The following is a 13,543-nucleotide window of genomic DNA, read 5'->3' on the forward strand; positions in this document are numbered from 1 at the left end:
ATCATCCTTAACTTGTAGTCCGCAACCATTAAAACGGCAGATCGTCTGCCGGATTATCTTGTGAAGATGCCGATTGCTGCGGTTGTTGCGGTTGAGGCCGTACGGGAGCAGCAGCCTGCTGCTGTGACGGAGCATACGATCCGGCACCGGCACCTTTCGGAGTCAGCATTTCCATATTATCTACAAATATCTCGGTAACATAGCGTTTTGCCCCACTCTGGTCATCATAAGAACGAGTTCTTATCTTACCTTCCACATAGAGCTTATCACCTTTATGTACATATTTCTCGGCAGTTTCTGCCAGTCCTCTCCAAAGTACAAGATTGTGCCATTCAGTCCGCTCAGGCACTTGTGTACCATTAGACAAAGTATATGCACGGTCGGTTGTAGCCAAAGGAAAACTGGCCACAGCAATACCCGTATCCAAATATCTCACTTCAGGGTCTTTACCGACATTTCCTATCAATATCACTTTATTTACTGACATATTCTCAGAGTTTTATGTTTCTAAATACCGATTTTTGTTGCCAAAATTAAGTAGAATAACAATAGAATGCAAGAATTGTTACAACTTTTATAAAGCTCTATAAGTTTTATTGCGCACTTTCCTTAAAATCGTTTGCAGTTCAAAGAGCTTTGCCGGGTTCTTCTCTGCAAGATTCTCTTGTTCATAGACTTTAGTCATATCATACAATTGAGGGATACTCGAATTACCGGTTTCGATTTTCGGTCCCCACGTAATCATTTTCGGTCCGTCGTTGGGTTCAATGTATTTCCAGTCCTTGGTACGTACCGACAACGTATGGTTAGAAGCCTGTTCAATCACCCAGGGACGGTCAGTAGAATCTGTTCCGATCCAGTTGCCCAAGCGGTTGAAGCTATCTGGAGCAGCCCCTTTAGGCAGACGCGCATTTACGAGAGAAGCCAGAGAAGCCAACCAGTCGATTTGTGAAACCAATACATCCGACACCTGCGGCTGTCCGATTTGTTTAGGCCAGCGAACAATTGCCGGTATCCGGGTTCCTCCTTCGAAAGCGCTATATTTATTACCACGAAGCAGGCCAGCAGGACTATGACCGTTTAGCAGCTCTTCGGCACGATCCTGATACCCATCGTCCACAACAGGACCATTGTCACTGGAAAGAATAATCAACGTATTCTCAGAAAGACCGAGTTTGTCAAGTGTTTCCAGGATTTGTCCGACACTCCAGTCAAACTGAACAATGGCGTCCCCCCGGAGTCCCATAGGATTCTTACCACGGAAACGTTCGTGAGGGAAACGGGGAACATGTACATCATTGGTAGCAAAATACATAAAGAAAGGCTCATCTTTATGATCACGAATAAAATCGATAGCATGGCTGGTGATGGAGTCAGCTATGTTTTCATCTTTCCACAGAGCTTTACCTCCCCCTTTCATATAGCCAATACGGCCAATACCATTGACGATAGCCATATCGTGACCATGACTGTGCTTCTGGTTATACAACAATTCGGGATGATCTTTTCCCAGAGGTTCACCTTCGAAAGGTTTCCGGTAACTAACCTCGATAGGGGCACTCGGATCGTAATTCGCAACCTTTCCGTTCTCGATAAAGACACAAGGTACACGGTCGGCAGTAGCAGCCATGATATAAGAATAATCAAATCCCAGATCGCCCAATGCAGCCGGAAGAGGGGCATTCCAATCCTGTTCGCCGGCTTTGTCTCCCAATCCCAGATGCCATTTTCCAATGGCAGCGGTAGCATATCCGGCATTCTTAAACATATCCGCCATGGTATAATCTTCCGGACGAATAATCATTCCGGCATTTCCCGCGGCAACATCAGTACCGGGACGACGCCAGGCATATTCGCCTGTGAGCATAGAGTAACGTGAGGGAGTACTGGTAGCGGCTGTAGCATGTGCATTGGTGAAGCGGATACCTTCGGAAGCCAAGCGGTTCACATTGGGGGTCTGTACATTTTTGGCACCATAGCATTCAAGGTCGCCATAGCCCAAATCGTCGGCATAAATAAACACAACATTGGGCAATTGCCGTTCGTTTACCTTTTGTTTGCTCTTGCCTCCTTTTTGTCCGTTTGCAGCCATTATACAGGCTACCGGAGAAAGACAGGCCAATAATAAATAGGATCGTCTCATAATTTTAGATATTTAATTAGTTTAACACAGTGATAATTTTCAATTAGTTAATGTATTTCTCGATAAAGGCATGTACCAACCTCGACACCGCATACTGCTCCAATTCATCGGCTTTTATTTTCTGATAAGAAGTAAAAGACTGACTGTTCTCCGGAAGATCAACCATATAGAAATTGGCATAAATCACCCGGTGTGAAAGTACATGTTTCACATCCCTGCAAACCAAACGGACTATAGGGGTCTCTCCCTCCGCAAACATGGCTCTGAATTCAGGCAGCGCCGGAAATTCCTCTTCCGAGACAGCTTCGGGAGTTTCAATCAGAGGAAACTCAAACAGATTTTTCCAGATGTCATTGCCCGTTCTTTTATTAATCAAAGTATACGCACCCATACGTACATATATATAATTGAAGTAGCGATTGGTCGTTTTCGTTTTGTGCTGTTTTACCGGAAGTTGTGCCACCATTCCCCCGGCTAATGCCGAGCAGCCGCTTGCCAACGGACAAAACATGCAGTTAGGAGACTGAGGCGAACATTGGATAGCTCCAAAATCCATGATAGCCTGATTATAAAGGGCAGGATTCTTTTTATCCAGCAGTTCATCGGCTACGGCAGCAAAGAGCTTTTTCCCTTCAGTAGAATCTATCGGAGTATCGATGCCCAGATAGCGGGAAAGTACCCGGTACACATTCCCATCGACTACCGCATAAGGCATGTTATAGGCAAAAGAACAGATGGCAGCGGCAGTATAGTCACCTACCCCCTTCAAAGCCCTCACTTTCGGATAGGTTTTAGGAAACACCCCGTTCATACTTTTAGCGGCTGCATGCAAATTGCGTGCACGGGAGTAATAGCCCAGCCCCTGCCAATACTTCATCACTTCGTCTTCATCCGCTTGGGCCAATGTGGCAACATCCGGAAACCGTTTCATAAACCGCATGAAATAGTCATACCCCTGCACGACACGGGTCTGTTGCAGAATGATCTCCGAAATCCATATCACATAAGGATCCGCGGACTCCCTCCATGGAAGTTCCCTTTTATATTCCTGATACCACTTTTCTATTGTATTGCTGAAGTTAGGATTCATATATTTAGCCAGATTCTACTTTTTGTTAACTTTATCCTTGCACAAAAGTAGTTCTTTTCATCTAATTACGAACTAAGAAAGCTTAATGAAGCGACTTTTTTAGAAAATTGTTCGGGATATATTTTTTTGGGAGACTAAAAAGCTATATATTTGCAGTCCAAAAAATTAGAAAGAACATAGTAATAATATTTTTTTTAAGGAAAAATGACTAAAGCAGATATTGTAAACGAAATTGCAAAGAACACCGGTGTTGACAAAGTAACAGTACTTACAACAGTTGAGGCATTTATGGATGCAGTGAAAGATTCTTTGTCTAAGGACGAGAATGTTTACCTCCGTGGATTTGGTAGCTTCGTCGTAAAGAAAAGAGCTCAAAAAACCGCTCGTAATATTTCTAAGAATACGACCATCATCATTCCGGAACACAACATTCCGGCGTTCAAACCAGCTAAGACATTCACCCTTTCGGTAAAGAAATAATAAACAAGAGTATTAACCCATAAAATTTTGAAGCTATGCCAAGCGGAAAGAAGAAAAAAAGACATAAAATGTCTACGCACAAGCGTAAAAAAAGACTAAGAAAGAACAGACATAAAAGCAAAAAGTAATTTTTAGTCTGAATCTGGACAGAAATAAAGAACAAACTTGTGAAGCAAATGTCTTTCGAGTTTGTTCTTTGTTTAAATGCCCGACTGAATGAACAAACGCATAAAGTTATTCGTTCATTTTTTTATAAAATTAAATAATTAGGAAACAGACGTGACAAGCGAATTAGTAGTAGACGTACAGCCCAAAGAAGTCTCCATCGCCTTACTTGAGGACAAGAGTTTGGTGGAACTTCAAAGCGAAGGAAGAAATATCTCCTTTTCGGTGGGCAATATGTATTTGGGCCGCGTCAAGAAATTGATGCCCGGACTGAATGCTTGCTTCGTGGATGTCGGTTACGAGAAAGATGCTTTCCTTCATTATTTAGACCTGGGTCCTCAATTTAACTCACTCGAAAAGTACGTAAAGCAGACTTTAAGCGACAAAAAAAAGCTTAATCCCATTTCGAAAGCAACCCTGCTTCCCGACCTGGACAAGGATGGCACAGTAGCCAATACATTAAAGGTAGGACAAGAAGTAGTGGTGCAAATTGTAAAAGAGCCTATCTCAACCAAGGGACCGCGCCTGACTTCCGAAATCTCGTTTGCAGGAAGATATCTGGTGCTGATTCCTTTCAACGACAAGGTCTCTGTCTCTCAAAAAATTAAATCGAGCGAAGAACGTGCACGCCTGAAACAACTGCTGATGAGCATCAAGCCGAAAAACTTCGGAGTGATTGTACGCACAGTGGCAGAAGGCAAACGTGTTGCCGAACTCGATGGAGAGCTTAAAGTATTGCTGAAGCACTGGGAAGAAAGTATCACCAAAGTACAAAAGGCCACAAAGTTTCCGACACTTATCTACGAGGAAACAAGCCGTGCCGTAGCTTTGCTGCGTGATCTCTTCAATCCTTCTTTCGAGAACATCCATGTGAACAACGAAGCGGTGTTCAACGAAATCAAGGATTATGTGACGCTGATTGCTCCCGAACGGGCAGGCATCGTCAAGTTGTATAAAGGTCAACTTCCCATTTATGACAATTTCGGTATCACCAAACAGATTAAATCGTCTTTTGGTAAAACAGTATCCTACAAGAGTGGTGCCTACTTGATTATTGAGCACACTGAGGCGCTTCACGTAGTAGACGTGAACAGCGGAAACCGCACCAAGAATGCCAACGGGCAGGAAGGTAACGCACTCGAAGTAAACCTGGGGGCTGCCGACGAACTGGCACGCCAACTGAGGCTAAGGGATATGGGTGGTATCATTGTGGTAGATTTCATTGACATGAATGAAGCCGAAAACCGTCAGAAGCTTTACGAACGTATGTGTGCCAACATGCAAAAAGACAGGGCGCGTCACAACATTCTGCCCTTAAGCAAATTCGGACTGATGCAAATTACGCGTCAACGGGTTCGCCCGGCCATGGACGTGAACACTACAGAAACCTGTCCGACTTGCTTTGGTAAAGGCACCATCAAATCGTCCATCCTCTTTACGGACACACTGGAGAGTAAAATTGATTATCTGGTCAATAAACTGAAGATAAAGAAATTCTCGCTACACATCCACCCGTATGTGGCTGCTTATTTGAATCAGGGACTTATGTCGCTGAAACGCAAATGGCAGATGAAATACGGATTTGGTATTAAAATTATTCCGAGTCAGAAACTCGCTTTTCTTGAATACGTATTCTACGATTCACATGGAGAAGAGATCGATATGAAGGAAGAATTTGAGATTAAATAAAAAGAAAGGCGGCTTGAGAAAAAGTCGCCTTTCTTTTTATTGAGCTATCACTTAATCCTTTTCCAATTTTCATGTATAAGCTCCTTATACCTTTCTTTGGTTGTTTCTTGTATAAAAGAAACATCTATAAACTCTTCCCATTTAGACTGAAGGTGATCAAACTTATTAAAAACATTTTCAATAATCTTATCTTCCAAGCCGGTCGAGTTCATTGCAACAACAAAGTCCGACTTCTTTATTTTCTTCTTCTTCCCATTAAGAGTTAATGCCAATTCCTCAGAATCGGCAGGAAGGACCAACTTCGTTGACAGTAAGTCATAAGCGGGTGCCAGAACATAACTAATAGGTTTCGTACTATATAAAGAAAAGTTCTTCAAATGCATATCAGAATTCCCCGTAATCCAAGAGAAGAGTACTATCTCCTATGCAATCCTTACAACAAGCCAGCAGCAAAGCCATTCTATCCCGACTACTTATCTTCCAACTTTGTTCCGCAATATCAAGCAACCATCCTTCAGGAATTAATCCATCAAAGAAAGGATACAGCACAGAGCTTGTATAGGGGACATGAGTTATCGGAAGCGTCAGACTAACAGGTCGTCGGTTTCCCTTTGAAATATATTCGTCTGTATAAGTGAAAGAAAAGCCATTTTCATCTTCAATCAAAATACCGGCTAACTGATTGCTAACATAAATTTCAGCCTTTTTCATAACTCTTCTTTTCTAATTGACACTACTCCTACCTGACTACCAAATAAGCTAAGTACCTGATTTACTTTATCCAGCCGGAGAGATTCTTTTCCCTGCTCCAGCTCCCGTACAAAACGCAACCCGACACCTGCCTTCTCTGATAAATCCACTTGCGTAAGCCCTGTTTCCCTACGCATCCGCTTCACATACTCTGCTATTGTTTGATTTCCCATATTATACCCGTTTGGGTACAAATATAATAAAAGACTCCCACTTTTATACCCGATATGGTATAAAAGTGGGAGCAAAGCAAAAATTTATACCCGTTGGGGTATATTTTCACTCATTCTATCTGATTACATCTATGACTTTCCTGATATTTTCATTAGAACCTACTTCCTCCTATCCATTACATTTCTATTCCTTCGTAAACTTCCGATAAGCCTCTTCCAGTTTTTTATCGTACTGATTTTGGGCATATCCGGGTCCATTATACCTCCTGGCAAACCCGGCCCAGTCTTTCTGCTCCAGGCAGGACTGTAGCTTAGCAAATTTCACAAACCTCGCAAAAGCTTCCAGTTGCTTATCTTCTCCGACACACATATCTTTCACCATTTCCTCCACACTGCCATACCCGCACATCGCATAGTTAAAGCCCATCACTTGGAACATTCCCCATGAAGTGGAAGCGTCAGCAGCTTCTTTATGTATTTCCCGGGCCTTTTCCAGACGTTCATACTCTCTTATCCCGCCATAATAATGCCCCTTCTCCCATTTAGGATAAAGAATGTTTTCATTGCCCGCAACATGCCTCTCCGGATTAAGTCCCCGCTTCTTGAGTTCACGCCAAAAGATGTGACCTTCGAATAAGATCACCGGTCGTCCCGGAGCCACAAAGCCCCCACGCCCACCGGCCTCAACTGCCTGTATGGCTTTTACCACTGCCACTTCAACGCCAAGCCAATCTGCCACACGCCGAAAATCATTTTCTGTTAAGTTCATGATTAATTAGATTTATGCAAATAAAAAAATCTCTTCATAAACAGGAGGTACAACAGGCTCAACACCAATATGCTCCCTGATAAATACCCATATCTATACTCCCGCAATGCCAAATACCCTGCCACAACGACGCTTTGAACCACCATATAGATCAGTGACACTACCACGTGTGGTATCTTCAGTTCATTGGCCATGATCTGATACAAATGTTTCCGGTGAGGCAAACCAATATTTTCATGTAGCAACAACCGGTGTACGATCGTCAACACACTATCCACTCCGTACACAACAAGAAATACAAGCCAGCTGAAATCTTTCGTTTGAAGAATCAAACTCCCAATCAGGAACAAGACTACAAAAGCTATACTGACCGAACCTACATCACCGGCAAAGCATTTCGCTCTCTTACGGAAATTAAAGAAGTCAAACACCAACACAGAACAAATCATCGTATAAATAAAATTCTGTTCTGCGAAGGAGATCACTTCTGCATTCACATATGCCAAAGAAACCAGGATAACCAATGAATATCCACCGGTAATGCCGTTAATGCCATCCATAAAGTTATAAGCATTGATAATCCCCGTACAGACAATCAGAGCGATAAGCAACGTCCACCAAGGCAAACTAAACAATCCCCATTGATAGAACATCAGGGCCATCGCCGTAAAATGAAAAACAAGACGAAGTCCTTGTGACATGGAGCGGATGTCATCTACAAAACTGATCGCCGTCACTAATGTGAGAGCCAACATAAACCAAGGGTACTCAAACTGACTTGTCAGAAAATAAGCCAATGCACCCAAGTAGAAGATAATTCCTCCACCCCGTAGGGTGATCCGGGTATGCGAACTTCGTTCATTCGGTTTGTCGATAATATTATATTTATCGGCAATATGAAAATAAAAAAGTTCTGCTAAGAATAGCAGAACTAAGATTATCAGATAGTACATAAGTTATTCAGTTTCTTCAAATGAAAGAACAGTCTTCATCAGCCCTTCTTTAGCGGTGACCGGCATTTTATCAATCCCCAAAGCGACCTTTATCTTGGCGTTACTTACTACATAGTTCTCCGTCAGTTTACGAAGTCTTTCGGTATTCAAAGGCAAGTGGAGTAAAGTCCCCAGTCCGGCACATCCTTCCATAAAACGCTTGTTCATTTTCCAGATGTGAGGCTGTTTTCCCATTACCTCGCACATGATGGCAATCAGTTCATTCGTTGACAGAGCTTCATCATCACCCATGTGATAAATACCCGAAGGGACATCTTTTGTCAATAATCCCTCAATCACATAACATAGGTTATCGATTGAAATAAATGAACGGCGATTTTCAAAATCACCCAATGGCCAGGGAATTCCTTTCTTCACCACATTATACAATAGATTCAAGTTTCCTTTATTACCCGGACCATGAATCATACAAGGACGAAGAATATACACCTGCTTATCCGTGTTTGAGAATGTAAAATGCTTCTTTATATACTCCTCAGCCTGTATCTTGCTTTCGCCATAGGGCCCTACCGGAGTCGGAATCACGTCTTCAGTAAGCACGTCTCCTACTACACTATCGGCAGCAGCTTTCACCGAACTAAAGAAAATGAATTTCTTGGCAGATGATTCCAGAAAGAAATCAAAGATCTTTTGGGTAAGACGGGTATTGATATCAAAATATTCCTGTGCTGCTGACTGATTCTTCGTATCATGGGCCTTTCCGGCAAGATGAATAATGACATCAAACTTAGGAAGAGTTTGAAGAGAAGAAGAAGTGAACTCAATGTCTCTCCAAGAGAATGTCTGGATCACTCCATCTCTAAAAGGAAAGATAATATCAAGTCCATATAATGCATGTTTATCTCTCAAGGCCCTGATAAAATTAGAACCTATAAATCCATGGATCCCTGTAATCAGTATATTCATTCTTTTATCAATAACAGTTCAAAAACCTTCACAGCATATTTTAAACATAAAAGTGGCAAACAAGTCCAAATTCCATTCTCCCTGCATGCCCTGACAATCTCCTTATTCAGTAAAATATTACTTTTTACAGATGCTGTACTGGCGCCTCCCGTACGCATTTTCATAAAATCAAATGGTAAATATTTACTTTTCAACTGATGTACATATAAGAAGCGAATAAGGAGCTCATAATCAGCAGCTATCTTATAATCTGTTTTATAATAGCCAAACTCCTCAAAATACTTTCGATAAGTAAAGAAAGTCGGATGTGCAGGCATAAAACCATACCGAAACAAATGTGGAGTAAAGTTCTTAGAAGAATAATAACGTACTGTTTTATCCAATTTCTTAGGATTCACAAAACGTACATCTCCATAAACAGCCTGTGTATCTGTATTATTAAAAACCTCTGCAACCTTAGTTATAACATCGTTCCTATGGTAAAAATCATCTGAATTAATTATACCCACAATATCTCCAGTAGCCATGTGGATACCTTTATTCATGGCATCATAAAGTCCATTATCCTTTTCACTGATCCACTTTAGCCGACCTTGAAATAGAGGCTCATACCTTTTTATAATTTCAATAGTATTATCTTGAGATGAACCATCTACAATTATATATTCGATATCAGGATATACTTGGAATAAAACTGTTCGAATCGTATCATGGATAGTCTGAGCACTATTATATGTAACCGTGACTAAAGAAAACTTCATTGATTTGAAGCCTCCCAAGCTTCTTTATATAATTCTATTACTTGTTCATACATTCTATCCCAAGTAAAACGTTTTGCATTTTCAATCCCTCTATAAACAATAGCCTCACGTTCCTCTTTCCTCCTTAATATATCAAAGCATTTTGTTATAGCCTCTATTGACAACATATTAAGTAGCAATGGAGTATTTCCAATAACCTCAGGAATAGACGAAGCATTGTATGCAATAACCGGACATCCCGCCCTCTGTGCTTCTAATACCGGAATACCAAATCCCTCATACTCAGAAGGGTATAAAAGAGCCAAAGCTCCATTATATAAATGATTTAATTCTTCATTTGAAACACGTCCGACTGCAATAAAATTAGATTGCCCTAACTCTTTCTGCAATAATTCCAACTCTTTAGCAAGAAGAGGTGCACCAACTATCACAAGTTTTAGCTTATTATAGGCTACCGCCTTTACAGTTAATTCAAAATTTTTGTATCTCTCACGAGATCCGACAAACAGAACATAGGTTTCCAAATCAAAAGGTAATTTGATGCTTTCTCTTTCCGTAATAAAAAAATAATCATCAGAAACCCCATTATAAATGACACGTATCTTAGCTTCATCTGTCTTTGGCAAAAACTTCAATAAATCACGTTTTGTATTTTCTGAAATACATATTATATAATCCGATTTAGATATAGCACGATATTTTTGCCATAAATGCACTATCCTTTTTAGTCCAGTATAATAGTATTCGTACGTAAAATCATGAACAGTAGTTATATTAATAGCATTAGAGTTGCTGCAAGTACGATAATATGAAGAATGAAAAATAAAAGGATCTTTACAATGTATTTTTGGGGATAAATATCGAGTGATACTTAAAAATCTTTTTTTTCTAATGCGAATATTTTTAGAAACAATACTCAACTGCTTACGATTAATATTGCTTATAAACTCATATTCAATACATTCAAAATTCAGATTGTCAAATTGCAATCTTTTCAGTAATTCAAACCAAACAACAGAAATCCCCCCAGACTTTTGTAGAGAAAAAATCACATTATCTAATATTAAATTAATCATTTCTTATGGAATAATTATAAAAAAATGAATAAAGGAAAGTATAAACTAAAAATAACAGAAAAAATTACAGAACAACATTTTATTCACAGTAGCCATCTGACTGCAGGGCTTTCACCTGACTGTCACCCAAGATATGCTTCAAGGCATCACTCCCCCTGAAACCATCTTCGTAACAATAGATAAATACTTTGGAGAGCTTGTTGACCAGGTAGCATATATATTTTTATAGCTTTACCCAACACCAGGTCTCATCACAGTTCACAATAGCCTCCTCCTCCAAACAGGTATTTTTAAGATAAGTAATCAACTCGCAGAAATGAGTGGAACCTTTTTCCAACCAATTGGTCAAACTCATACGACTCAAATTCATTGATTCCCCCCAATATCCTATACATTTCACGATAAAGTGGAGTATCCAAAACATATTTATTGAAAGCCAAATAAACCAAAAAAACCGAAGGCGTGTGTTCCCGGAACCACGTCGATGATTTCAGGTTGACTAGTGAATGGGGAATAGACTTCGCGGATTTTTCCATCCAACATCTTATAACGAATAATCTCATAAGCATAGTTACGGACACATTTGATAATTATTGCACCTGCGGGCAGTTGACGAATATCACTGCCATGACAAATCGTATGATCGGTACTCATGGTACGATAAACTTGTGCCTCGCCCTGAAACGTTTTCAAACATGCTGTAAGACCTTTGATCATAACAGAACAAACGAACCAGACGCAAATCTTTAGACATCACAATAAAGACATCACCATCTTCCAATTCACGATTCAACTGTTGAAGTTTTACAGATAAAACTTTATCATATTTACAACTCATACCATGGAAATCACGGACTAAGAAAAAACGGTTCAAGCCTGTTATATTCAACATAAACCCTCTAGTTTCTCTACAAGATTTTTCAAACCTGCGTAGCTCAAATTCTTCTGCCTGATATGTACACCGTTGCTTATACGAATATCCACCAATACACGAAGTCCCGTGCCAGAAAAACAGGCATATCGGCCATCGGCTTTGGAGCCAAACTTGGCATAGACGATTCCTTCAAATCAACATCCGGTGAAGAAGCACCCAAGACGTGAGCGGGGATTATCTTTCTTCGTGTATCTTTGTATCATTTTCAAATAAGTTATAAGGAACCTTGTGAGACAAACAGAATTTCTCTATTGAAATTCCAAAGGGAACGCTTTCCAATTTATAACGGACCAAAAGAGGTTCAAAATCATCGTAACTATACATATACTTTGCTTTTGAATTAACAAGTGCAAAGGCCTGATTCTAGGATCGGTTAAGCAATACGTCAAAATTGGACGCTAAAAGGCATTTTATTAATATCTTTCTTTTCTCACAATTCTATCCTTCATTTCCATATTTTTACCTAAAAAAAAGATATTTCCTAATACAAATGGAATAATCGCATTTGAAAAAGTAACAGCATTCATTAAGACCCCAATATATAATATTAAAAAAAAAGTATTATTTTTATCAATATGTATTAACGGCTTAAAAGCTCTATATATCACAATAATAATAATAAAAGCCATAATACCTAATTCGAAAAAAGCACCACCAATAGCACTCATTATCCTATGATATGAGGCATTAATTATATAATCCGAAAAAAAATCTTGAAATTTACTCACCCCAAAACATTTATTCATAAAAGCTTCAAACGAATCAAACCCATGAGGCAAGCCGTAGTTTTCAAAACACCCATACAAAGGGAAAAATATATGATTAAATCGTTCATTCACGCTTGCATCTAATGTAACAAATGTCAACGGGGTATACCAAAGTTTATTTAGCAAAATTCCAAATCGGAGATTTACAAAAAAATTCAAGACAAAAGGCAATAAAATATAAACAATCATCACACAAAAAAAATAAATAAATATTTTTTTAATATTTCTAGAAATGAAAATTTTATATATACTAAAAAACAAAAATGATATTACTAATAGAAAAAGACACATCGAAGATAGCGAAAATAGAAATAATTGAATTAACAATAAAAAATACAACCATTTCATCCCAGAAACATTCTTAAAGTTCAAATATCCAATCATAATAAATAGCAAACACATAATACCATAAAATGTAGGTTCTGGAGTCAAACATACAATTCCTCTTCCTGTCAACAAAGTAGCAGAAGAATCCCCCCTAGAAATAAGAAAAGATAAGAAAGAAGGGAAAAAAAACATCTGTATCAATCCTACTATAAACCAAACATAAATTGTAATACAATATAGTTTATATGGAATACCATTCAAAAGACTCAATACATAATAAGAAATAAACGTCAAAAAGAACAAAGAAAAATAATTAAACAATGATCTAAATGAAGAAAATGAATTTTTACTAAAAAATAAAAGTAAAATAGTAAATAGAAATAAAATAAGGAGTAAAAAAAAATTTTTATTTATCTTAAAAACAGGTTTTATAATAAAAACCAATATTGCAATTAGCAATGCATTAGGTTGGCTATCGGTACCTAATGGAAAAAGCTGCA

15 protein-coding genes and 1 pseudogene are annotated in these 13,543 nt (G+C 39.1%); 2 read left to right on the forward strand and 14 right to left on the reverse strand.

What is annotated here, in order from left to right:
* Nucleotides 1–28: 28 nt before the first annotated feature.
* The 3 genes from ISX59_RS10665 to mutY form a co-directional block, all read right to left on the reverse strand.
* Nucleotides 29–487, reverse strand: a complete 459-nt coding sequence (locus ISX59_RS10665; RefSeq protein WP_005776338.1) for a single-stranded DNA-binding protein — start codon at nucleotides 485–487, stop codon at nucleotides 29–31.
* 87 nt (nucleotides 488–574) lie between these two features.
* A complete protein-coding gene (locus ISX59_RS10670) occupies nucleotides 575–2,143 on the reverse strand; it encodes an arylsulfatase (RefSeq protein ID WP_220575908.1) in 1,569 nt (522 codons plus the stop codon).
* A 43-nt stretch (nucleotides 2,144–2,186) separates the two neighbouring features.
* Nucleotides 2,187–3,233 (reverse strand): A/G-specific adenine glycosylase, encoded by a 1,047-nt coding sequence (mutY, locus tag ISX59_RS10675; RefSeq protein ID WP_044301670.1) that lies wholly within the window; start codon nucleotides 3,231–3,233, stop codon nucleotides 2,187–2,189.
* Nucleotides 3,234–3,437: 204 nt separating this feature from the next.
* On the opposite strand from mutY, the gene ISX59_RS10680 reads away from it, so the two are divergent.
* The gene (locus ISX59_RS10680; protein WP_005776335.1) at nucleotides 3,438–3,713 is read left to right on the forward strand and encodes an HU family DNA-binding protein; all 276 of its coding nucleotides are present in this window, start codon (nucleotides 3,438–3,440) and stop codon (nucleotides 3,711–3,713) included.
* Nucleotides 3,714–3,992: 279 nt separating this feature from the next.
* A complete protein-coding gene (locus ISX59_RS10685) occupies nucleotides 3,993–5,567 on the forward strand; it encodes an Rne/Rng family ribonuclease (protein ID WP_032531836.1) in 1,575 nt (524 codons plus the stop codon).
* A gap of 47 nt (nucleotides 5,568–5,614) precedes the next feature.
* Here ISX59_RS10685 and ISX59_RS10690 read toward each other — a convergent pair whose 3' ends face one another.
* From ISX59_RS10690 to ISX59_RS10735, 11 genes and pseudogenes are all read right to left on the reverse strand, one after another.
* A complete protein-coding gene (locus tag ISX59_RS10690) occupies nucleotides 5,615–5,950 on the reverse strand; it encodes a HipA domain-containing protein (RefSeq protein ID WP_032543806.1) in 336 nt (111 codons plus the stop codon).
* Nucleotide 5,951: 1 nt separating this feature from the next.
* The gene (locus ISX59_RS10695; RefSeq protein ID WP_220575909.1) at nucleotides 5,952–6,278 is read right to left on the reverse strand and encodes a HipA N-terminal domain-containing protein; all 327 of its coding nucleotides are present in this window, start codon (nucleotides 6,276–6,278) and stop codon (nucleotides 5,952–5,954) included.
* Entirely contained in the window at nucleotides 6,275–6,490 is a 216-nt protein-coding gene (locus tag ISX59_RS10700; RefSeq protein ID WP_032536343.1) for a helix-turn-helix transcriptional regulator, read from the reverse strand. Before ISX59_RS10700 ends, ISX59_RS10695 begins: the two co-directional genes overlap by 4 nt.
* Before the next feature lie 184 nt (nucleotides 6,491–6,674).
* Nucleotides 6,675–7,262 carry an N-acetylmuramidase family protein gene (locus ISX59_RS10705; RefSeq protein ID WP_137569233.1) on the reverse strand — a complete coding sequence of 196 codons (588 nt, stop codon included), beginning with the start codon at nucleotides 7,260–7,262 and terminating at the stop codon, nucleotides 6,675–6,677.
* The gene (locus ISX59_RS10710) at nucleotides 7,262–8,212 is read right to left on the reverse strand and encodes a glycosyltransferase family 4 protein (RefSeq protein ID WP_032543809.1); all 951 of its coding nucleotides are present in this window, start codon (nucleotides 8,210–8,212) and stop codon (nucleotides 7,262–7,264) included. Before ISX59_RS10710 ends, ISX59_RS10705 begins: the two co-directional genes overlap by 1 nt.
* A gap of 3 nt (nucleotides 8,213–8,215) precedes the next feature.
* Nucleotides 8,216–9,178: an NAD-dependent epimerase/dehydratase family protein gene (locus ISX59_RS10715; protein ID WP_032543810.1), complete on the reverse strand. Its 963-nt coding sequence runs from the start codon at nucleotides 9,176–9,178 to the stop codon at nucleotides 8,216–8,218.
* Nucleotides 9,175–9,939 (reverse strand): glycosyltransferase family 2 protein, encoded by a 765-nt coding sequence (locus tag ISX59_RS10720; RefSeq protein ID WP_032543811.1) that lies wholly within the window; start codon nucleotides 9,937–9,939, stop codon nucleotides 9,175–9,177. Before ISX59_RS10720 ends, ISX59_RS10715 begins: the two co-directional genes overlap by 4 nt.
* Nucleotides 9,936–11,015 carry a glycosyltransferase family 1 protein gene (locus ISX59_RS10725; protein ID WP_080720319.1) on the reverse strand — a complete coding sequence of 360 codons (1,080 nt, stop codon included), beginning with the start codon at nucleotides 11,013–11,015 and terminating at the stop codon, nucleotides 9,936–9,938. Before ISX59_RS10725 ends, ISX59_RS10720 begins: the two co-directional genes overlap by 4 nt.
* Nucleotides 11,016–11,441: 426 nt before the next feature.
* Nucleotides 11,442–11,669 (reverse strand): hypothetical protein, encoded by a 228-nt coding sequence (locus tag ISX59_RS21230; RefSeq protein WP_227559342.1) that lies wholly within the window; start codon nucleotides 11,667–11,669, stop codon nucleotides 11,442–11,444.
* Between the two features lie 231 nt (nucleotides 11,670–11,900).
* Nucleotides 11,901–12,273: pseudogene (locus tag ISX59_RS21235) on the reverse strand (hypothetical protein).
* 89 nt (nucleotides 12,274–12,362) lie between these two features.
* The gene (locus tag ISX59_RS10735; RefSeq protein ID WP_032543813.1) at nucleotides 12,363–12,905 is read right to left on the reverse strand and encodes a hypothetical protein; all 543 of its coding nucleotides are present in this window, start codon (nucleotides 12,903–12,905) and stop codon (nucleotides 12,363–12,365) included.
* Between the last annotated feature and the right edge of the window lie 638 nt (nucleotides 12,906–13,543).

The organism is Bacteroides sp. FSHCM14E1 (assembly GCF_019633785.1).
GTDB lineage: Bacteria > Bacteroidota > Bacteroidia > Bacteroidales > Bacteroidaceae > Bacteroides > Bacteroides hominis.